The sequence below is a fragment of the Streptomyces sp. NPDC090083 genome (assembly GCF_044747445.1).
Classification (GTDB): Bacteria; Actinomycetota; Actinomycetes; order Streptomycetales; family Streptomycetaceae; genus Streptomyces.
The window spans coordinates 66,700-84,307 of the sequence record NZ_JBIVED010000016.1 but is presented as its reverse complement, the minus strand read 5'-3'; the positions used below and the strand labels follow the sequence as shown (position 1 = coordinate 84,307).

The window sequence follows — 17,608 nt, the reverse complement described above, 5'->3', positions numbered from 1 at the left end:
TGTCGGTGAGAGCGCGACACACCCGACCGCGTGGGTCGGAGGAATCGAAGAGAGCAGAAGGGCGTACCGGGGTGCAGAGCGTTACTAGAGACAGGACTACTGAGTAGCCATGGCGGGACAGAAGATCCGCATCCGGCTCAAGGCCTACGACCACGAGGTCATCGACTCCTCGGCGAAGAAGATCGTCGAGACGGTGACCCGCACTGGTGCGTCGGTCGCAGGCCCGGTGCCGCTGCCCACTGAGAAGAACGTGTACTGCGTCATCAAGTCGCCGCACAAGTACAAGGACTCGCGCGAGCACTTCGAGATGCGCACGCACAAGCGCCTGATCGACATCCTCGACCCCACCCCCAAGACCGTTGACTCTCTGATGCGACTCGACCTCCCGGCCGGTGTCGACATCGAGATCAAGCTCTAGGGGTCGGTGAGCTGAAGATGGCAAAGCAGATCAAGGGCATCCTGGGCGAGAAGCTCGGCATGACGCAGGTGTGGGACGAGAACAACCGTGTTGTTCCGGTCACCGTCGTCAAGGCCGGCCCGAACGTCGTGACCCAGGTCCGTACGAACGACAGTGACGGCTACGAGTCGGTCCAGATCGCCTTCGGCGAGATCGACCCGCGCAAGGTGAACAAGCCCCTCAAGGGCCACTTCGCCAAGGCCGACGTCACCCCCCGCCGTCACCTCGTCGAGATCCGTACCGCTGACGCCAGCGAGTACACCCTCGGCCAGGAGATCACCGCCGCGACCTTCGAGGCCGGCGTCAAGGTGGACGTGACCGGCAAGAGCAAGGGCAAGGGCTTCGCCGGTGTCATGAAGCGTCACAACTTCAAGGGCCTCGGCGCCGGACACGGCACCCAGCGCAAGCACCGCTCTCCCGGCTCCATCGGTGGCTGTGCCACCCCGGGCCGTGTGTTCAAGGGCCTCCGCATGGCGGGTCGTATGGGCAACGAGCGGGTCACCACCCAGAACCTGACCGTTCACGCCGTTGACGCGGAGAAGGGCCTGCTCCTCATCAAGGGCGCGGTTCCTGGTCCGAACGGCGGCCTCGTCCTGGTCCGCACCGCGGCCAAGGGGGCCTGAGGACTATGAGCACCATTGACATTCTGTCGCCCTCCGGCGACACCGCCGGGACCATCGAGCTCCCGGCCGAGATCTTCGACGTAGAGAAGATCAGCGTTCCGCTGCTTCACCAGGTCGTCGTCGCACAGCTGGCCGCCGCCCGTCAGGGCACGCACAAGGTCAAGCGTCGTGGCGAGGTCCGCGGTGGTGGCAAGAAGCCGTACCGCCAGAAGGGCACCGGCCGCGCCCGTCAGGGTTCGACCCGCGCCCCGCAGTTCGCCGGCGGTGGCGTCGTGCACGGCCCGACGCCGCGCGACTACTCGCAGCGGACCCCGAAGAAGATGAAGGCCGCGGCCCTGCGCCACGCCCTCACCGACCGGGCCCGCAACGCTCGCATCCACGTCGTCACCGGCGTGATCGAGGGCGAGACCCCCTCCACCAAGGCCGCCAAGAGCTTCCTCGGCAAGGTCAGCGAGCGCAAGAACGTGCTCCTGGTCATCGAGCGCTCCGACGAGGCCGCGCTGCTTTCCGCGCGCAACCTGCCCCAGGTCCACATCCTGGAGCCGGGCCAGCTGAACACGTACGACGTTCTCGTCTCGGACGACGTGGTCTTCACCCAGGCCGCTTTCGAGTCCTTCGTGTCTGGCCCCCAGGCCGCTGACACCGAAGGGAGCGAAGCCTGATGGCTACGCGTCACCCGAGCATTGCCTCCAAGGCGGCCAAGGCCGCCAAGGCCGCGCGCGTCGCCAAGGCGAAGCGTCACGAGGCCGAGGGCAAGAACACCGTCGAGACGCCGATCAGCAAGTCGTTCACGGACCCCCGTGACGTGCTGCTGAAGCCGGTCGTCTCGGAGAAGAGCTACGCGCTTCTCGACGAGGGCAAGTACACCTTCATCGTCGCCCCGGGCGCCAACAAGACCCAGATCAAGCAGGCCGTCCAGGCGGTCTTCTCGGTCAAGGTCACCGGGGTCAACACGATCAACCGCCAGGGCAAGCGCAAGCGCACCAAGACCGGTTTCGGTCAGCGCGCGGGCTCCAAGCGCGCGATCGTGACCCTCGCTGAGGGCGACCGTATCGACATCTTCGGCGGTCCGTCCGCGTAAGCGGGTCGGATCGTCCGATATCGGACGAGGACTGAGAAATGGGAATCCGCAAGTACAAGCCGACTACGCCGGGCCGTCGTGGCTCCAGCGTCGCCGACTTCGTCGAGGTCACGCGGTCCACGCCGGAGAAGTCGCTGGTCCGCCCGCTGCACAGCAAGGGCGGCCGTAACAACGCCGGTCGTGTGACCGTTCGCCACCAGGGTGGCGGACACAAGCGCGCCTACCGAGTCATCGACTTCCGTCGCCATGACAAGGACGGCGTGCCGGCGAAGGTCGCGCACATCGAGTACGACCCCAACCGCACCGCGCGCATCGCGCTGCTGCACTACGCGGACGGCGAGAAGCGCTACATCCTCGCCCCCCGCAACCTGTCGCAGGGCGACCGCGTCGAGAACGGTCCCGGGGCCGACATCAAGCCGGGCAACAACCTGGCGCTCCGCAACATCCCGGTCGGTACCACGATCCACGCGATCGAGCTCCGTCCCGGTGGCGGCGCCAAGTTCGCCCGCTCCGCCGGTGCCTCCGTGCAGCTGCTCGCGAAGGAGGGCTCGATGGCCCACCTCCGCATGCCTTCCGGTGAGATCCGCCTGGTCGACCAGCGCTGCCGCGCCACGGTCGGCGAGGTCGGCAACGCCGAGCAGAGCAACATCAACTGGGGCAAGGCCGGCCGCAAGCGCTGGCTGGGCGTCCGCCCGACCGTCCGCGGTGTGGCGATGAACCCGGTCGACCACCCGCACGGTGGTGGTGAGGGCAAGACCTCCGGTGGTCGCCACCCGGTCTCCCCGTGGGGTCAGAAGGAGGGTCGTACTCGTTCGCCGAAGAAGGCTTCGAACAAGTACATCGTCCGCCGCCGCAAGACGAACAAGAAGCGCTAGGAGCGGGTTTAGATGCCGCGCAGTCTCAAGAAGGGGCCCTTCGTCGACGGACACCTCATCAAGAAGGTGGACGCCCAGAACGAAGCCGGTTCCAAGAACGTCATCAAGACCTGGTCCCGCCGCTCGATGATCGTCCCGGCCATGCTCGGCCACACGATCGCGGTGCACAACGGCAAGACCCACATCCCGGTGTTTGTCACCGAGTCGATGGTCGGCCACAAGCTCGGCGAGTTCTCGCCGACGCGCACCTTCCGGGGTCACGTCAAGGACGACCGGAAGTCGAAGCGCCGCTAGCGCGGGGTGAACGACCATGACAAACACTGAAGGGACAACCATGGAAGCCAGGGCCCAGGCGCGGTACATCCGCGTCACGCCCATGAAGGCCCGCCGAGTGGTGGACCTCATCCGTGGCATGGACGCCACGGAGGCTCAGGCGGTCCTGCGTTTCGCCCCGCAGGCCGCGAGCGTGCCGGTCGGCAAGGTGCTGGACAGCGCCATTGCCAACGCCGCGCACAACTACGACCACACCGACGCCGACAGCCTCTTCATCTCCGAGGCGTACGTCGACGAGGGTCCGACCCTGAAGCGGTTCCGGCCGCGCGCCCAGGGCCGTGCCTACCGGATCCGCAAGCGGACCAGCCACATCACCGTGGTCGTCAGCAGCAAGGAAGGAACCCGGTAATGGGCCAGAAGGTTAACCCGCACGGGTTCCGGCTCGGCATCACCACGGACTTCAAGTCCCGGTGGTACGCCGACAAGCTGTACAAGGACTACGTCAAGGAAGACGTCGCCATCCGTCGGATGATGACGTCCGGCATGGAGCGCGCCGGCATCTCGAAGGTGGAGATCGAGCGCACCCGTGACCGCGTGCGTGTGGACATCCACACCGCTCGTCCGGGCATCGTCATCGGCCGCCGTGGCGCCGAGGCCGACCGCATCCGCGGCGACCTCGAGAAGCTCACGGGCAAGCAGGTCCAGCTGAACATCCTCGAGGTCAAGAACCCCGAGACGGATGCCCAGCTGGTCGCGCAGGCCGTCGCCGAGCAGCTCTCCTCCCGCGTCTCCTTCCGCCGCGCCATGCGTAAGAGCATGCAGTCGGCGATGAAGGCCGGCGCCAAGGGCATCAAGATCCAGTGCGGCGGTCGCCTCGGCGGCGCCGAGATGTCCCGCTCGGAGTTCTACCGCGAGGGCCGTGTGCCCCTGCACACGCTCCGCGCGAACGTGGACTACGGCTTCTTCGAGGCCAAGACGACCTTCGGCCGCATCGGTGTGAAGGTCTGGATCTACAAGGGCGACGTCAAGAACATCGCCGAGGTCCGCGCCGAGAACGCCGCTGCCCGTGCGGGTAACCGCCCGGCCCGTGGTGGCGGCGCGGGCGGCGACCGCCCGGCCCGCGGCGGTGGCCGCGGTGGCGAGCGTGGCGGCCGCGGCCGCAAGCCGCAGCAGCAGTCCGCGCCGGCTGCCGAGGCCCCCAAGGCCGAGGCTCCCGCCGCCGCTGCCGCTCCGGCTGAGAGCACCGGAACGGAGGCCTGACCGACATGCTGATCCCCCGTAGGGTCAAGCACCGCAAGCAGCACCACCCCAAGCGCCGTGGTCAGGCCAAGGGCGGTACGCAGGTTTCGTTCGGCGAGTACGGCATTCAGGCCCTCACGCCGGCGTACGTGACGAACCGCCAGATCGAGGCCGCCCGTATCGCGATGACCCGCCACATCAAGCGTGGCGGCAAGGTCTGGATCAACATCTACCCGGACCGCCCGCTCACGAAGAAGCCTGCCGAGACCCGCATGGGTTCCGGTAAGGGTTCTCCCGAGTGGTGGATCGCGAACGTGCACCCGGGCCGGGTCATGTTCGAGCTGTCCTACCCCAACGAGAAGATCGCCCGTGAGGCCCTCACTCGCGCAGCCCACAAGCTGCCGATGAAGTGCCGGATCGTCAAGCGCGAGGCAGGTGAAGCGTGATGTCGGCCGGTACCAAGGCGTCCGAGCTGCGCGAACTGGGTGACGAGGAGCTTCTCGCGAAGCTCCGCGAAGCCAAGGAAGAGCTGTTCAACCTCCGCTTCCAGGCGGCGACCGGTCAGCTCGAGAACCACGGTCGGCTCAAGGCCGTCCGCAAGGACATCGCGCGGATCTACACCCTGATGCGTGAGCGCGAGCTGGGCATCGAGACGGTGGAGAGCGCCTGATGAGCGAGAGCAACGTGACTGAAGAGCAGACCGCTTCCCGCGGCTTCCGCAAGACCCGTGAGGGTCTCGTCGTCAGCGACAAGATGGACAAGACCGTCGTCGTCGCCGTCGAGGACCGCGTGAAGCACGCGCTGTACGGCAAGGTCATCCGCCGTACGAACAAGCTCAAGGCCCACGACGAGCAGAACGCCGCAGGCGTCGGCGACCGCGTCCTCCTCATGGAGACGCGTCCGCTGTCCGCGACGAAGCGCTGGCGCATCGTCGAGATCCTCGAAAAGGCCAAGTAAATCTCCTGCGGGGCTAACCCCGCAGGACAGTTCCGCCAGGCTCCAAGGGCCGTTCACCGAACGGCCCTTGGGGAACCGGCAGACGATCAGGAGATAGACGTGATCCAGCAGGAGTCGCGACTGCGCGTCGCCGACAACACTGGTGCGAAGGAAATCCTTTGCATCCGTGTGCTCGGTGGCTCCGGTCGCCGCTACGCGGGCATCGGTGACGTCATCGTCGCCACCGTCAAGGACGCGATCCCCGGTGGCAACGTGAAGAAGGGTGACGTCGTCAAGGCCGTCATCGTTCGCACCGTCAAGGAGCGCCGCCGTCCGGACGGCTCGTACATCCGCTTCGACGAGAACGCCGCCGTCATTCTGAAGAACGACGGCGACCCTCGCGGCACCCGCATCTTCGGCCCGGTCGGGCGCGAGCTGCGCGAGAAGAAGTTCATGAAGATCATCTCGCTGGCTCCGGAGGTGCTGTAAGCATGAAGATCAAGAAGGGTGACACGGTTCAGGTCATCACCGGCAAGGACAAGGGCAAGCAGGGCAAGGTCATTGCCGCTTACCCGCGCGACGAGCGCGTCCTGGTCGAGGGTGTCAACCGGGTCAAGAAGCACACCAAGGCCGGCCCCACCGCCAAGGGTTCGCAGGCCGGTGGCATCGTCACGACCGAGGCGCCGATCCACGTCTCCAACGTCCAGCTGGTCGTTGAGAAGGACGGCAACAAGGTCGTCACGCGTGTCGGCTACCGCTTCGACGACGAGGGCAACAAGGTTCGCGTTGCCAAGCGGACGGGTGAGGACATCTGATGACTACCACCACCACTCCGCGTCTCAAGACGAAGTACCGCGAGGAGATCGCGGGCAAGCTGCGTGAGGAGTTCTCCTACGAGAACGTCATGCAGATCCCCGGCCTCGTCAAGATCGTGGTGAACATGGGTGTCGGCGACGCCGCCCGTGACTCCAAGCTCATGGACGGTGCCGTCCGTGACCTGACCACGATCACCGGTCAGAAGCCGGCCATCACCAAGGCCCGCAAGTCCATCGCGCAGTTCAAGCTGCGTGAGGGTCAGCCGATCGGTGCCCACGTCACGCTCCGTGGCGACCGCATGTGGGAGTTCCTGGACCGCACCCTGTCGCTCGCGCTCCCGCGCATCCGCGACTTCCGTGGTCTGTCTCCCAAGCAGTTCGACGGTCGTGGCAACTACACCTTCGGTCTCACCGAGCAGGTCATGTTCCACGAGATCGACCAGGACAAGATCGACCGCGTCCGGGGTATGGACATCACCGTGGTGACCACGGCGACCAACGACGCCGAAGGCCGTGCCCTTCTCCGTCACCTCGGCTTCCCCTTCAAGGAGGCGTAAGCGAGATGGCGAAGAAGGCTCTGATTGCCAAGGCTGCTCGTAAGCCCAAGTTCGGTGTGCGTGGCTACACCCGCTGCCAGCGCTGCGGCCGCCCGCACTCCGTGTACCGCAAGTTCGGCCTCTGCCGCGTGTGCCTTCGTGAGATGGCTCACCGTGGCGAGCTGCCGGGCGTGACCAAGAGCTCCTGGTAGTCCGGTACTTCCGGACTCCCGAAGCTCTCGGTAAGTAAAGGGCTCGGTCAGGTGCCCACCTCTCCATGGCTTAGGCTAGGAGGGTTGGGCGCCTGATGCCCAGACGACTTACTACGCCGTAGGTCCACCGCACCGCACCCGCCTCGTCTCGGATCGAGGAGAGGGATGGGCACCTGGAAACCCCGGCGAGAGAGGCCGAAGGCCAATTCATGACCATGACTGATCCGATCGCAGACATGCTTACGCGTCTGCGGAACGCGAACTCGGCATACCACGACTCCGTGACGATGCCGGCATCGAAGATCAAGTCGCACATCGCGGAGATCCTCCAGCAGGAGGGCTTCATCACGGGCTGGAAGGTCGAGGACGCCGAGGTCGGCAAGAACCTCGTTCTCGAGCTGAAGTTCGGCCCGAACCGTGAGCGCTCCATCGCGGGCATCAAGCGGATCTCCAAGCCCGGTCTCCGGGTGTACGCGAAGTCCACCTCCCTGCCCAAGGTGCTCGGTGGCCTCGGCGTGGCGATCATCTCCACGTCGCACGGTCTCCTCACCGACAAGCAGGCCGGCAAGAAGGGCGTAGGCGGAGAAGTTCTCGCCTACGTCTGGTAGCGGAAGGGAAACGGAAGAAGCTATGTCGCGTATTGGCAAGCTCCCCATCACGGTTCCCGCCGGCGTGGACGTCACCATCGACGGCCGTACGGTCTCGGTCAAGGGCCCCAAGGGCACGCTGACCCACACCGTCGCAGCGCCGATCGACATCGCCAAGGGTGAGGACGGCGCGCTCAGCGTCACCCGCCCCAACGACGAGCGTCAGAACAAGGCCCTGCACGGCCTGTCCCGCACGCTGGTGGCGAACATGATCACCGGCGTGACCGAGGGTTACGTGAAGAAGCTCGAGATCAGCGGTGTCGGTTACCGCGTCGCGGCCAAGGGTTCGAACCTCGAGTTCGCTCTCGGCTACAGCCACTCGATCACCGTCGAGGCGCCCGAGGGCATCTCGTTCAAGGTCGAGAACCCGACGCACTTCTCGGTCGAGGGCATCGACAAGCAGAAGGTCGGCGAGGTTGCGGCCAACATCCGCAAGCTGCGCAAGCCCGACCCGTACAAGGCCAAGGGCGTCAAGTACGAGGGCGAAGTCATCCGGCGCAAGGTCGGAAAGGCGGGTAAGTAAGCCATGGCATACGGTACGAAGATCGCTAAGGGCGACGCTTACAAGCGTGCTGCCATCAAGCGTCGTCACATCCGCATCCGGAAGCACATTTCCGGTACGGCTGAGCGTCCGCGCCTGGTCGTGACCCGCTCCAACCGCCACATCGTGGCCCAGGTCATCGACGACATCAAGGGTCACACCCTGGCGTCGGCGTCGACCCTGGACACCTCGATCCGCGGCGGCGAGAGCGACAAGTCCGCGCAGGCCAAGTCGGTCGGCGCCCTGGTCGCCGAGCGCGCCAAGGCTGCCGGCGTCGAGGCTGTCGTATTCGACCGTGGTGGCAACCAGTACGCGGGGCGCATCGCCGCTCTCGCGGACGCCGCCCGCGAAGCCGGACTCAAGTTCTAAGAGCCGCCCGTCGCGGCAGCGACTCATCGTTGCTGCGTAGCTAGCGGAAAGAGAGAGGTAATCCAATGGCTGGACCCCAGCGCCGTGGAAGCGGTGCCGGTGGCGGCGAGCGGCGGGACCGGAAGGGCCGTGACGGCGGCGCTGCTGCCGCCGAGAAGACCGCGTACGTTGAGCGCGTAGTCGCGATCAACCGCGTCGCCAAGGTTGTCAAGGGTGGTCGTCGCTTCAGCTTCACCGCGCTCGTCGTGGTGGGCGACGGTGACGGCACCGTCGGTGTCGGTTACGGCAAGGCCAAGGAGGTGCCGGCCGCGATCGCCAAGGGTGTTGAAGAGGCCAAGAAGCACTTCTTCAAGGTCCCCCGTATCCAGGGCACCATCCCGCACCCGATCACGGGCGAGAAGGCCGCGGGCGTCGTCCTGCTCAAGCCTGCCTCCCCCGGTACCGGCGTTATCGCCGGTGGTCCGGTGCGAGCCGTCCTGGAGTGCGCCGGCGTGCACGACATCCTGTCGAAGTCGCTCGGCTCGTCCAACGCGATCAACATCGTGCACGCGACCGTGGCGGCCCTCAAGGGCCTGCAGCGTCCCGAGGAGATCGCGGCCCGCCGCGGTCTGCCCCTCGAGGACGTCGCCCCCGCGGCTCTCCTTCGTGCACGTGCCGGGGCGGGTGCGTAATGGCTCGCCTCAAGGTCACGCAGACGAAGTCGTACATCGGCAGCAAGCAGAACCACCGTGACACGCTGCGGTCCCTTGGTCTCAAGGGGATCAACACCGTGGTCGTCAAGGAGGACCGCCCCGAGTTCCGCGGAATGGTGCACACCGTCCGCCACCTCGTGACGGTTGAGGAGGTCGACTGATCATGGCGGACAATAACCCGCTCAAGATCCACAACCTCCGTCCCGCCCCGGGCGCCAAGACCGCCAAGACCCGTGTGGGTCGTGGTGAGGCGTCGAAGGGTAAGACGGCCGGTCGTGGTACCAAGGGCACGAAGGCCCGTTACCAGGTTCCGGAGCGCTTCGAGGGTGGCCAGATGCCCCTCCACATGCGTCTCCCGAAGCTGAAGGGTTTCCGTAACCCGTTCAAGACCGAGTTCCAGGTCGTCAACCTCGACAAGCTGGGCGCGCTGTACCCGGAGGGTGGCGAGGTCACCGTCGAGGGTCTCGTCGCCAAGGGTGCCGTTCGCAAGAACAGCCTCGTCAAGGTGCTCGGCCAGGGCGAGATCTCCGTGGCGCTGCAGGTGACGGTGGACGCCGTCTCCGGTTCCGCCAAGGAGAAGATCACCGCCGCCGGCGGTACCGTCACCGAGCTCGTCTGAGCGCGATGACATGAGCGATCCCGACCGGGGATACCCCATAACGGGGTATCCCCGGTTGGTCGTTCCACGGGGGCAGTGTCGCCGGTAAGGTGGCCTGCACTGTTCTTATTCGTCGAACCTCAAGACCGTCACCCTTGACGCACGCGCGCGGGGGTCGCAGGAGGCACCGTGCTCACCGCGTTCGCCCGGGCGTTCAGGACGCCCGACCTGCGCAAGAAGCTGCTCTTCACGCTCGGCATCATCGTGGTCTACCGGGTCGGTACCCACGTTCCGATCCCCGGCGTCAACTACACGGCCGTACAGCAGTGTGTGACCGAGGCCTCCGGCAACCAGGGCCTCTTCGGTCTGGTCAACATGTTCTCCGGCGGTGCGCTGCTGCAGATCACGGTCTTCGCGCTCGGCATCATGCCGTACATCACGGCCAGCATCATTCTGCAGCTGCTGACCGTCGTGATCCCGCGTCTGGAAGCCCTCAAGAAGGAGGGCCAGGCCGGTACGGCGAAGATCACCCAGTACACGCGCTATCTGACCGTGGCGCTCGCCATCCTGCAGGGCACCGGCCTGGTGGCCACCGCCCGCAGCGGCGCCCTCTTCTCCGGCTGCACGGTCGCGACGAGCATCGTCCCGGACCGCGCCATCTTCACGACCATCACCATGGTCGTCACCATGACCGCCGGCACCGGCGTCGTGATGTGGCTCGGCGAGCTCATCACCGACCGCGGCATCGGCAACGGCATGTCGATCCTGATGTTCATCTCGATCGCGGCCACCTTCCCCTCCGCGCTGTGGACCATCAAGAAGCAGGGCACGCTGGCCGACGGCTGGATCGAGTTCGGCACCGTCATCCTCGTCGGCCTGGTGATGGTCGGCCTGGTGGTCTTCGTCGAACAGGCCCAGCGCCGCATCCCCGTGCAGTACGCGAAGCGCATGATCGGCCGCCGTTCCTACGGCGGTACGTCGACCTACATCCCGCTGAAGGTCAACCAGGCCGGTGTGATCCCGGTCATCTTCGCGTCGTCGCTGCTCTACATCCCGGCTCTGGTCGCGCAGTTCTCCAGCGGCGACGCCGCCTGGAAGACCTGGGTGACGCAGAACCTGACCAAGGGTGACCACCCGATCTACATCACCGCGTACTTCCTCCTGATCGTTTTCTTCGCGTTCTTCTACGTGGCGATCTCGTTCAACCCCGAGGAAGTAGCGGACAACATGAAGAAGTATGGTGGCTTCATCCCGGGCATCCGGGCTGGCCGACCGACCGCTGAGTACCTGAGCTACGTACTCAACCGGATCACCTGGCCGGGTTCGCTGTACCTGGGTCTGATCGCTCTCGTACCGACGATGGCGTTGGTTGGCTTCGGGGCAAGCCAGAACTTCCCGTTCGGTGGCACCAGCATCCTGATCATCGTGGGTGTCGGTCTGGAGACGGTGAAGCAGATCGAGAGCCAGCTCCAGCAGCGCAATTACGAAGGGTTCCTCCGCTGATGCGAATCGTCCTCGTCGGGCCGCCGGGTGCCGGTAAGGGTACGCAGGCTGTGCGCCTCGCCAAGACGCTGCACATCCCGCACATCTCCACGGGCGACCTCTTCCGTGCCAACATCAGTCAGGCCACGGAACTCGGCAAACTGGCGAAGTCCTACATGGACGCGGGCAACCTGGTCCCGGACGAGGTCACCATCGCGATGGCCAAGGACCGCATGGAGCAGCCGGACGCGGTCAACGGCTTCCTGCTGGACGGCTTCCCGCGCAACGTGTCGCAGGCCGAGGCGCTGGACGAACTGCTGAAGACCGAGGGCATCAAGCTGGACGCGGTCCTGGACCTGGAGGTCCCGGAGGACGAGGTGGTCCGGCGCATCGCCGGCCGCCGCATCTGCCGCAAGGACTCCAGCCATGTCTTCCACGTGACGTACAGCCCCCCGCAGCAGGACGGCGTCTGTGACGTCTGCGGCGGCGAGCTGTACCAGCGCGACGACGACTCCGAGGGCACGGTCCGTACGCGCCTGGAGGTCTACCACACGCAGACCGAGCCGATCATCGACTACTACAAGGCCCAGGGCCTGGTGGTCACGATCTCCGCGCTCGGCCCGGTGGACGAGGTCACGCAGCGGGCGCTCGACGCGCTGAAGCGCGAGGACGAGGACGACAAGTAGTCGTCAGGCAGATCCGGCCGCGGTGCCCGCAGGGGTGCCGCGGCCGTACTGTTGTACAGGTACATCACCGGTAGGACGCGGAAGACGGAGAGCGCAGGCCCCCATGGTGCAGATCAAGACCCCCGAGCAGATCTCCAAGATGCGCGAGGCGGGGCTGGTCGTCGCCGCGATCCACGCGGCCACGCGTGAGGCGGCCGTACCCGGAGCGAGCACGAAGGACCTGGACGAGGTCGCCCGCAAGGTCCTCGCGGACCACAACGCGAAGCCGAACTTCCTCGGCTACGGCGGCTTCCCCGCGACGATCTGCACCTCGGTGAACGAGGTCGTCGTGCACGGCATCCCCTCCGAGGACGTCGTCCTGAAGGACGGCGACATCATCTCCATCGACTGCGGCGCGATCATCGACGGCTGGCACGGGGACGCGGCGTACACCGCGTTCGTCGGCTCCGGCCACGCCCCGGAACTCGTCGAGCTGTCCCGGGTGACCGAGGGGTCGATGTGGGCCGGGATCGCGGCCATGAAGCTGGGCAACCGGCTCGTCGACATCTCCCGCGCCATCGAGACGTACATCCGCCGCCAGCCGAAGCCGGGCGGCGGGAAGTACGGGATCGTCGAGGACTACGGCGGTCACGGCATCGGTACGGAGATGCACATGGACCCGCACCTGCTGAACTACGTGGAGAAGCGGCGGGGCAAGGGGCCGAAGCTGGTGCCGGGCTTCTGCCTCGCCATCGAGCCGATGGTGTCCCTGGGCACCCCCAAGACCGAGGTGCTCTCCGACGACTGGACGGTCATCACGACCGACGGGACCTGGTCCTCGCACTGGGAGCACTCGGTCGCCCTGACCGAGGACGGGCCGCTCGTGCTGACGTCTCCCGACGGGGGCAAGGCGAAGCTGGCCGAGTTCGGGATCACGGCCGCGCCGGATCCGCTGGCGTAGGGTGTCCGGCTGACCGCCGGCGGGGGCCGGTCGCCCGGTTCCCCGCGCCTGGTTCCCCGCGCCCCTTTCCCTTGGGGGGCGCCCTCCGCGAGGGCGCCCCGCAGCCCCGCGCGCTTAAGGATCTCCGTCCCGGGGCATCCTTCCTCGATTCGTCTTTCCGAGTGGCCTGACGTAGACTGACTCGTCGGCTCTCGTGCACCCGCATGTCCGCATGCACCCCGTGAAGGGGACGCACCGAGTCGATCAAGGTAGTCGATTCGAAGGGCGAAGCGTGGCCAAGAAGCAAGGTGCCATCGAGATCGAAGGCACTGTCGTCGAGTCTCTTCCGAACGCCATGTTCAAGGTGGAGCTCCAGAACGGCCACCAGGTCCTGGCACACATCAGCGGCAAGATGCGCATGCACTACATCCGCATCCTCCCTGACGACCGGGTCGTGGTGGAGCTGTCTCCGTACGACCTGACGCGTGGCCGGATCGTCTACCGCTACAAGTAGATCTTGCCCAGGTTCCGCGCGAGCGGTACCGAAGGCAACTGACCCGGAGAACCTCACCAATGAAGGTCAAGCCGAGCGTCAAGAAGATCTGCGACAAGTGCAGGGTGATCCGCCGTCACGGTCGGGTCATGGTCATCTGCGAGAACCCGCGCCACAAGCAGCGCCAGGGCTGACGCACGACCATCCCTCTGCATTCATCGCAGAGTTTCGCGCGACGCGAGCAGTACATGTTCATACGCAGGACCCGGGCGTAGTAGGCGCTCGACACCCCCGGCTCGGAGGCTGGGGACCCACGTCGTACCAAATCTTCCGCGGAAGAGGCCGGCGGCTGGGATCCGGTTCTGCGGAAGACCTCCGAAGATCAACTGGAGCCATTGAATGGCACGCGTTTCCGGTGTCGACATCCCGCGCGAAAAGCGTGTGGAGGTCGCCCTCACCTACGTGTTCGGCATTGGTCGGACCCTTTCCCAGCTGACGCTGGCCGAGACCGGCATCGACCCCAACACCCGCGTTCGCGACCTCTCGGAAGAGCAGCTCGTCGCGATTCGTGAGTACGTCGACGCCAACATCAAGACCGAGGGTGACCTCCGTCGCGAGATCCAGGCCGACATCCGCCGCAAGGTGGAGATCGGCTGCTACCAGGGTCTCCGTCACCGTCGTGGTCTGCCCGTCCGCGGTCAGCGCACCAGCACGAACGCTCGTACCCGCAAGGGTCCGCGTCGCGCCATCGCCGGCAAGAAGAAGCCCGGCAAGAAGTAGTCCGCAGCGGACAACGCTTCACCAGCGGTCTTCGCTGTAGGACCGACCACCTCCCCGTAGGAGTAATAGATGCCCCCCAAGGGTCGTCAGGGCGCTGCCAAGAAGGTGCGCCGCAAGGAAAAGAAGAACGTCGCTCACGGCCACGCGCACATCAAGAGCACGTTCAACAACACGATCGTCTCGATCACGGACCCCTCGGGCAACGTGATCTCCTGGGCCTCCGCCGGCCACGTCGGCTTCAAGGGCTCGCGCAAGTCCACCCCCTTCGCCGCGCAGATGGCCGCCGAGTCGGCCGCCCGTCGCGCGCAGGAGCACGGCATGCGCAAGGTCGACGTCTTCGTGAAGGGCCCGGGCTCCGGTCGCGAGACCGCGATCCGCTCCCTCCAGGCCACTGGCCTCGAGGTCGGCTCCATCCAGGACGTCACCCCCACCCCGCACAACGGCTGCCGTCCGCCGAAGCGCCGCCGCGTCTGATCCGGGGCGGCGCCTTCCCCGCGACTGCGGGGGTGTTCCGCGCCGCCGCGTCTGACGCACGGCCGGTAGTTCCGGGCTTTCGGGCGGTACGGCTCTTCGGAGACGTATCGCCCGTACCCTTGCAGCTGTAACAACATCGGGCTACCGCCCGTGGCAAGGACATCAAATAGTGGGTGTCCATGACTGAAGGAATCACCTCATGCTGATTGCTCAGCGCCCGTCGTTGACCGAAGAGGTCGTCGACGAGTTCCGCTCCCGGTTCGTCATCGAGCCGCTGGAGCCGGGATTCGGCTACACCCTCGGCAACTCCCTGCGTCGTACGCTCCTCTCCTCGATCCCGGGTGCGGCGGTCACGTCCATCCGCATCGACGGTGTCCTGCACGAGTTCACCACCGTGCCGGGCGTCAAGGAGGACGTCACCGACCTGATCCTCAACATCAAGCAGCTGGTCGTCTCCTCGGAGCACGACGAGCCGGTCGTGATGTACCTGCGCAAGCAGGGCCCGGGTCTGGTCACCGCCGCCGACATCGCGCCCCCGGCCGGTGTCGAGGTGCACAACCCGGACCTCGTCCTCGCCACGCTGAACGGCAAGGGCAAGCTGGAGATGGAGCTCACGGTCGAGCGTGGCCGCGGTTACGTCTCCGCCGTGCAGAACAAGCAGGTGGGCCAGGAGATCGGCCGGATTCCTGTCGACTCCATCTACAGCCCGGTGCTGAAGGTCACGTACAAGGTCGAGGCCACGCGTGTCGAGCAGCGGACCGACTTCGACAAGCTGATCGTCGACGTCGAGACGAAGCAGGCCATGCGTCCGCGTGACGCCATGGCGTCGGCCGGCAAGACCCTGGTGGAGCTGTTCGGTCTCGCCCGCGAGCTGAACATCGACGCCGAGGGCATCGACATGGGCCCGTCCCCGACGGACGCCGCCCTCGCCGCCGACCTCGCCCTGCCGATCGAGGAGCTGGAGCTCACGGTCCGCTCCTACAACTGCCTCAAGCGCGAGGGCATCCACTCCGTGGGTGAGCTCGTGGCGCGTTCCGAGGCCGACCTCCTGGACATCCGCAACTTCGGCGCGAAGTCCATCGACGAGGTCAAGGCGAAGCTGGCCGGCATGGGCCTGGCCCTGAAGGACAGCCCGCCCGGATTCGACCCGACGGCTGCGGCGGACGCGTTCGGCGCGGACGACGACGTGGACGCCGGTTTTGTGGAGACCGAGCAGTACTGATCGGTTTTCGGGTGGGGGAGGACTGTGGCTGGTCGCGCAGTTCCCCGCGCCCCCTCCGGACTCGCCCCTACGGGGCTGGTCCGGATCTCCGACGGGCAATCGCCCGCTCGGACACTGACCTCGGTACCTGATACGGCCGGGGCAGACACCTAGGAGAAACACCATGCCGAAGCCCACCAAGGGTGCCCGTCTGGGCGGCAGCGCCGCGCACGAGAAGCTCCTCCTCGCGAACCTCGCGAAGTCGCTCTTCGAGCACGGCCGCATCACCACCACCGAGGCGAAGGCCCGCAAGCTGCGGCCGTACGCCGAGCGTCTGATCACCAAGGGCAAGAAGGGCGACCTTCACAACCGCCGTCAGGTGCTTCAGGTGATCACGGACAAGAGCGTCGTCCACACGCTCTTCACCGAGATCGGCCCGCGCTACGAGAACCGTCCCGGTGGCTACACCCGCATCACCAAGATCGGTAACCGCCGTGGCGACAACGCGCCCATGGCTGTCATCGAGCTCGTCGAGGCGCTGACCGTCGCGCAGGCGGCGACGGGTGAGGCCGAGGCGGCGACGAAGCGTGCCGCGAAGGACGCCGAGGCTGCGGCTCCGGCCGAGGTCGTCGAGGACGCGAAGCCGGTCGAGGCCGACGAAGAGGCCAAGGACGCGTAAGGCTGTTCTTCGGCTGCCGGTCCGTCGTGGCCGGTCGCGCAGTTCCCCGCGTCCCTGGAAGCAGGGCGTGTGGCGGGTCCGCTCCTTTCCAGGGGCGGGCCCGCTTTTGTGTACCTGAAAGGATCCAGGGGTGAGTGACGAAGTTCAGCCTGGTTACGTCCGCGTCCGGCTCGATCTCTCCTACGACGGGACCGGGTTCTCCGGGTGGGCCCGGCAGGCCGGGGGGCGGCGGACCGTGCAGGGCGAGGTCGAGGAGGCGCTGCGGACGGTGACGCGGTCGGGGGAGGTGGCGTACGACCTCACCGTGGCCGGGCGGACCGATGCCGGGGTGCACGCCCGGGGGCAGGTGGCGCATGTCGATCTGCCGGGGGAGGTGTGGGAGGAGCACCGGGAGAAGCTGCTGAAGCGGCTCGCGGGGCGGCTGCCCAAGGATGTGCGGGTGTGGCGCGTCACGGAGGCCGCCGAGGGCTTCAACGCGCGGTTCGCGGCTCTGTGGCGGCGTTACGTCTACCGGGTGGGGGACCGGCCGGGGGGTGTGGATCCGTTGCTGCGGAACCATGTGCTGTGGCACGACTGGGAGTTGGACGTCGACGTGATGGACGCCGCCGCCAAGTCCCTGGTCGGGGAGCACGACTTCGCCGCCTACGCGAAGAAGCGCGAGGGCGCGTCGACCGTGCGGGAGATCTTCGACTTCGGGGTGCTGCGGCGGTCGGACGGCGTCATCGAGATCGAGGTGCGTGCCGACGCCTTCTGCCACAACCAGGTCCGGTCCATGGTCGGCGCGTTGCTGTTCGTCGGCGACGGTCACCGGGGCGCCGAGTGGCCGCGGAGGGTGCTGGACGCGGGGGTGCGGGACAGCGCCGTGCATGTCGTACGGCCGCTCGGGCTGACCTTGGAGGAGGTCGCCTATCCGGCGGACGAGGGGCTCGCGGAGCGGCAGTTGCTGGCCCGGCGGGTGCGGGGTGTCCTGCACTGAGGGGCCGGCCGGGCGCCGACGTGC

The 17,608-nt window shown here is 66.6% G+C and carries 31 protein-coding genes; all 31 read left to right on the top strand.

What is annotated here, in order from left to right:
- Positions 1–109 precede the first annotated feature (109 nt).
- On the top strand, positions 110–418 hold the full coding sequence (rpsJ, locus tag ACIPTO_RS38870; RefSeq protein WP_003948644.1) for a 30S ribosomal protein S10: 309 nt from the start codon (positions 110–112) through the stop codon (positions 416–418).
- 17 nt (positions 419–435) lie between these two features.
- Positions 436–1,080 carry a 50S ribosomal protein L3 gene (gene rplC, locus ACIPTO_RS38865; protein WP_019072287.1) on the top strand — a complete coding sequence of 215 codons (645 nt, stop codon included), beginning with the start codon at positions 436–438 and terminating at the stop codon, positions 1,078–1,080.
- Positions 1,081–1,085: 5 nt separating this feature from the next.
- A complete protein-coding gene (rplD, locus tag ACIPTO_RS38860; RefSeq protein WP_366324868.1) occupies positions 1,086–1,742 on the top strand; it encodes a 50S ribosomal protein L4 in 657 nt (218 codons plus the stop codon).
- On the top strand, positions 1,742–2,161 hold the full coding sequence (gene rplW / locus ACIPTO_RS38855) for a 50S ribosomal protein L23 (RefSeq protein ID WP_266769358.1): 420 nt from the start codon (positions 1,742–1,744) through the stop codon (positions 2,159–2,161). The genes rplD and rplW overlap by 1 nt, the downstream gene beginning before the upstream one ends.
- 38 nt (positions 2,162–2,199) lie before the next feature.
- A complete protein-coding gene (rplB, locus tag ACIPTO_RS38850; RefSeq protein WP_093824855.1) occupies positions 2,200–3,036 on the top strand; it encodes a 50S ribosomal protein L2 in 837 nt (278 codons plus the stop codon).
- A 12-nt stretch (positions 3,037–3,048) separates the two neighbouring features.
- Positions 3,049–3,330: a 30S ribosomal protein S19 gene (gene rpsS / locus ACIPTO_RS38845; protein WP_019072284.1), complete on the top strand. Its 282-nt coding sequence runs from the start codon at positions 3,049–3,051 to the stop codon at positions 3,328–3,330.
- A gap of 40 nt (positions 3,331–3,370) precedes the next feature.
- Positions 3,371–3,718 (top strand): 50S ribosomal protein L22, encoded by a 348-nt coding sequence (gene rplV / locus ACIPTO_RS38840; RefSeq protein WP_003974262.1) that lies wholly within the window; start codon positions 3,371–3,373, stop codon positions 3,716–3,718.
- Positions 3,718–4,569 (top strand): 30S ribosomal protein S3, encoded by an 852-nt coding sequence (gene rpsC, locus ACIPTO_RS38835; RefSeq protein WP_210591642.1) that lies wholly within the window; start codon positions 3,718–3,720, stop codon positions 4,567–4,569. Before rplV ends, rpsC begins: the two co-directional genes overlap by 1 nt.
- Before the next feature lie 5 nt (positions 4,570–4,574).
- Positions 4,575–4,994, top strand: coding sequence for a 50S ribosomal protein L16 (gene rplP, locus ACIPTO_RS38830; RefSeq protein ID WP_010986348.1), 420 nt, complete (start codon positions 4,575–4,577; stop codon positions 4,992–4,994).
- On the top strand, positions 4,994–5,218 hold the full coding sequence (gene rpmC / locus ACIPTO_RS38825) for a 50S ribosomal protein L29 (RefSeq protein WP_003998824.1): 225 nt from the start codon (positions 4,994–4,996) through the stop codon (positions 5,216–5,218). The genes rplP and rpmC overlap by 1 nt, the downstream gene beginning before the upstream one ends.
- Complete coding sequence (gene rpsQ, locus ACIPTO_RS38820) at positions 5,218–5,505, top strand: 30S ribosomal protein S17 (RefSeq protein ID WP_019072282.1); 288 nt, start codon at positions 5,218–5,220, stop codon at positions 5,503–5,505. The genes rpmC and rpsQ overlap by 1 nt, the downstream gene beginning before the upstream one ends.
- 99 nt (positions 5,506–5,604) lie before the next feature.
- Positions 5,605–5,973: a 50S ribosomal protein L14 gene (rplN, locus tag ACIPTO_RS38815; RefSeq protein ID WP_003998823.1), complete on the top strand. Its 369-nt coding sequence runs from the start codon at positions 5,605–5,607 to the stop codon at positions 5,971–5,973.
- Positions 5,974–5,975: 2 nt separating this feature from the next.
- Positions 5,976–6,299: a 50S ribosomal protein L24 gene (gene rplX / locus ACIPTO_RS38810; RefSeq protein WP_019072281.1), complete on the top strand. Its 324-nt coding sequence runs from the start codon at positions 5,976–5,978 to the stop codon at positions 6,297–6,299.
- Positions 6,299–6,856, top strand: coding sequence for a 50S ribosomal protein L5 (gene rplE, locus ACIPTO_RS38805; RefSeq protein ID WP_019072280.1), 558 nt, complete (start codon positions 6,299–6,301; stop codon positions 6,854–6,856). Before rplX ends, rplE begins: the two co-directional genes overlap by 1 nt.
- A gap of 5 nt (positions 6,857–6,861) precedes the next feature.
- Positions 6,862–7,047, top strand: coding sequence for a type Z 30S ribosomal protein S14 (locus tag ACIPTO_RS38800; protein ID WP_003948630.1), 186 nt, complete (start codon positions 6,862–6,864; stop codon positions 7,045–7,047).
- Between the two features lie 209 nt (positions 7,048–7,256).
- Entirely contained in the window at positions 7,257–7,655 is a 399-nt protein-coding gene (gene rpsH / locus ACIPTO_RS38795; RefSeq protein WP_013001411.1) for a 30S ribosomal protein S8, read from the top strand.
- 22 nt (positions 7,656–7,677) lie between these two features.
- Complete coding sequence (gene rplF, locus ACIPTO_RS38790) at positions 7,678–8,217, top strand: 50S ribosomal protein L6 (protein ID WP_366324873.1); 540 nt, start codon at positions 7,678–7,680, stop codon at positions 8,215–8,217.
- A gap of 3 nt (positions 8,218–8,220) precedes the next feature.
- Positions 8,221–8,604 (top strand): 50S ribosomal protein L18, encoded by a 384-nt coding sequence (gene rplR, locus ACIPTO_RS38785; protein WP_019055526.1) that lies wholly within the window; start codon positions 8,221–8,223, stop codon positions 8,602–8,604.
- 65 nt (positions 8,605–8,669) lie between these two features.
- Positions 8,670–9,275 carry a 30S ribosomal protein S5 gene (rpsE, locus tag ACIPTO_RS38780; protein ID WP_006376045.1) on the top strand — a complete coding sequence of 202 codons (606 nt, stop codon included), beginning with the start codon at positions 8,670–8,672 and terminating at the stop codon, positions 9,273–9,275.
- Positions 9,275–9,457, top strand: a complete 183-nt coding sequence (rpmD, locus tag ACIPTO_RS38775; protein ID WP_006376032.1) for a 50S ribosomal protein L30 — start codon at positions 9,275–9,277, stop codon at positions 9,455–9,457. The genes rpsE and rpmD overlap by 1 nt, the downstream gene beginning before the upstream one ends.
- 2 nt (positions 9,458–9,459) lie before the next feature.
- Positions 9,460–9,915: a 50S ribosomal protein L15 gene (gene rplO / locus ACIPTO_RS38770; protein ID WP_352184890.1), complete on the top strand. Its 456-nt coding sequence runs from the start codon at positions 9,460–9,462 to the stop codon at positions 9,913–9,915.
- Positions 9,916–10,083: 168 nt separating this feature from the next.
- Positions 10,084–11,397, top strand: coding sequence for a preprotein translocase subunit SecY (gene secY / locus ACIPTO_RS38765; protein WP_366324876.1), 1,314 nt, complete (start codon positions 10,084–10,086; stop codon positions 11,395–11,397).
- Positions 11,397–12,062, top strand: a complete 666-nt coding sequence (locus tag ACIPTO_RS38760) for an adenylate kinase (protein WP_366324878.1) — start codon at positions 11,397–11,399, stop codon at positions 12,060–12,062. Before secY ends, ACIPTO_RS38760 begins: the two co-directional genes overlap by 1 nt.
- A gap of 103 nt (positions 12,063–12,165) precedes the next feature.
- Complete coding sequence (gene map / locus ACIPTO_RS38755; protein ID WP_401199852.1) at positions 12,166–13,002, top strand: type I methionyl aminopeptidase; 837 nt, start codon at positions 12,166–12,168, stop codon at positions 13,000–13,002.
- A gap of 271 nt (positions 13,003–13,273) precedes the next feature.
- Entirely contained in the window at positions 13,274–13,495 is a 222-nt protein-coding gene (infA, locus tag ACIPTO_RS38750; protein WP_003948620.1) for a translation initiation factor IF-1, read from the top strand.
- Between the two features lie 59 nt (positions 13,496–13,554).
- Positions 13,555–13,668, top strand: coding sequence for a 50S ribosomal protein L36 (rpmJ, locus tag ACIPTO_RS38745; protein ID WP_003998809.1), 114 nt, complete (start codon positions 13,555–13,557; stop codon positions 13,666–13,668).
- 205 nt (positions 13,669–13,873) lie between these two features.
- Positions 13,874–14,254 (top strand): 30S ribosomal protein S13, encoded by a 381-nt coding sequence (gene rpsM / locus ACIPTO_RS38740; RefSeq protein WP_019055531.1) that lies wholly within the window; start codon positions 13,874–13,876, stop codon positions 14,252–14,254.
- A gap of 69 nt (positions 14,255–14,323) precedes the next feature.
- Complete coding sequence (rpsK, locus tag ACIPTO_RS38735) at positions 14,324–14,728, top strand: 30S ribosomal protein S11 (protein WP_003956432.1); 405 nt, start codon at positions 14,324–14,326, stop codon at positions 14,726–14,728.
- A gap of 199 nt (positions 14,729–14,927) precedes the next feature.
- Positions 14,928–15,950 carry a DNA-directed RNA polymerase subunit alpha gene (locus ACIPTO_RS38730; protein WP_019055532.1) on the top strand — a complete coding sequence of 341 codons (1,023 nt, stop codon included), beginning with the start codon at positions 14,928–14,930 and terminating at the stop codon, positions 15,948–15,950.
- Positions 15,951–16,113: 163 nt separating this feature from the next.
- A complete protein-coding gene (gene rplQ / locus ACIPTO_RS38725; RefSeq protein ID WP_366324883.1) occupies positions 16,114–16,608 on the top strand; it encodes a 50S ribosomal protein L17 in 495 nt (164 codons plus the stop codon).
- 130 nt (positions 16,609–16,738) lie between these two features.
- Entirely contained in the window at positions 16,739–17,584 is an 846-nt protein-coding gene (gene truA / locus ACIPTO_RS38720) for a tRNA pseudouridine(38-40) synthase TruA (protein WP_401199849.1), read from the top strand.
- Positions 17,585–17,608 lie beyond the last annotated feature (24 nt).

Excerpts from the sequence above, each read along its gene's own strand:
- rplR (WP_019055526.1), top strand. The coding sequence starts at position 8,221 with ATGGCATACGGTACGAAGATCGCTAAGGGCGACGCTTACAAGCGTGCT.
- ACIPTO_RS38760 (WP_366324878.1), top strand. The coding sequence starts at position 11,397 with ATGCGAATCGTCCTCGTCGGGCCGCCGGGTGCCGGTAAGGGTACGCAG.
- rplQ (WP_366324883.1), top strand. The coding sequence starts at position 16,114 with ATGCCGAAGCCCACCAAGGGTGCCCGTCTGGGCGGCAGCGCCGCGCAC.
- rplE (WP_019072280.1), top strand. The coding sequence starts at position 6,299 with ATGACTACCACCACCACTCCGCGTCTCAAGACGAAGTACCGCGAGGAG.
- ACIPTO_RS38800 (WP_003948630.1), top strand. The coding sequence starts at position 6,862 with ATGGCGAAGAAGGCTCTGATTGCCAAGGCTGCTCGTAAGCCCAAGTTC.
- map (WP_401199852.1), top strand. The coding sequence starts at position 12,166 with ATGGTGCAGATCAAGACCCCCGAGCAGATCTCCAAGATGCGCGAGGCG.
- rplX (WP_019072281.1), top strand. The coding sequence starts at position 5,976 with ATGAAGATCAAGAAGGGTGACACGGTTCAGGTCATCACCGGCAAGGAC.
- rpmC (WP_003998824.1), top strand. The coding sequence starts at position 4,994 with ATGTCGGCCGGTACCAAGGCGTCCGAGCTGCGCGAACTGGGTGACGAG.
- rpmJ (WP_003998809.1), top strand. The coding sequence starts at position 13,555 with ATGAAGGTCAAGCCGAGCGTCAAGAAGATCTGCGACAAGTGCAGGGTG.
- rplD (WP_366324868.1), top strand. The coding sequence starts at position 1,086 with ATGAGCACCATTGACATTCTGTCGCCCTCCGGCGACACCGCCGGGACC.
- rplB (WP_093824855.1), top strand. The coding sequence starts at position 2,200 with ATGGGAATCCGCAAGTACAAGCCGACTACGCCGGGCCGTCGTGGCTCC.
- rplV (WP_003974262.1), top strand. The coding sequence starts at position 3,371 with ATGGAAGCCAGGGCCCAGGCGCGGTACATCCGCGTCACGCCCATGAAG.
- rpsJ (WP_003948644.1), top strand. The coding sequence starts at position 110 with ATGGCGGGACAGAAGATCCGCATCCGGCTCAAGGCCTACGACCACGAG.
- ACIPTO_RS38730 (WP_019055532.1), top strand. The coding sequence starts at position 14,928 with ATGCTGATTGCTCAGCGCCCGTCGTTGACCGAAGAGGTCGTCGACGAG.
- rpsS (WP_019072284.1), top strand. The coding sequence starts at position 3,049 with ATGCCGCGCAGTCTCAAGAAGGGGCCCTTCGTCGACGGACACCTCATC.
- rplO (WP_352184890.1), top strand. The coding sequence starts at position 9,460 with ATGGCGGACAATAACCCGCTCAAGATCCACAACCTCCGTCCCGCCCCG.
- rpsC (WP_210591642.1), top strand. The coding sequence starts at position 3,718 with ATGGGCCAGAAGGTTAACCCGCACGGGTTCCGGCTCGGCATCACCACG.
- rpsK (WP_003956432.1), top strand. The coding sequence starts at position 14,324 with ATGCCCCCCAAGGGTCGTCAGGGCGCTGCCAAGAAGGTGCGCCGCAAG.
- rplF (WP_366324873.1), top strand. The coding sequence starts at position 7,678 with ATGTCGCGTATTGGCAAGCTCCCCATCACGGTTCCCGCCGGCGTGGAC.
- rpsE (WP_006376045.1), top strand. The coding sequence starts at position 8,670 with ATGGCTGGACCCCAGCGCCGTGGAAGCGGTGCCGGTGGCGGCGAGCGG.
- rplP (WP_010986348.1), top strand. The coding sequence starts at position 4,575 with ATGCTGATCCCCCGTAGGGTCAAGCACCGCAAGCAGCACCACCCCAAG.
- rpsH (WP_013001411.1), top strand. The coding sequence starts at position 7,257 with ATGACCATGACTGATCCGATCGCAGACATGCTTACGCGTCTGCGGAAC.
- rplC (WP_019072287.1), top strand. The coding sequence starts at position 436 with ATGGCAAAGCAGATCAAGGGCATCCTGGGCGAGAAGCTCGGCATGACG.
- rpsQ (WP_019072282.1), top strand. The coding sequence starts at position 5,218 with ATGAGCGAGAGCAACGTGACTGAAGAGCAGACCGCTTCCCGCGGCTTC.
- rplW (WP_266769358.1), top strand. The coding sequence starts at position 1,742 with ATGGCTACGCGTCACCCGAGCATTGCCTCCAAGGCGGCCAAGGCCGCC.
- rpsM (WP_019055531.1), top strand. The coding sequence starts at position 13,874 with ATGGCACGCGTTTCCGGTGTCGACATCCCGCGCGAAAAGCGTGTGGAG.
- rpmD (WP_006376032.1), top strand. The coding sequence starts at position 9,275 with ATGGCTCGCCTCAAGGTCACGCAGACGAAGTCGTACATCGGCAGCAAG.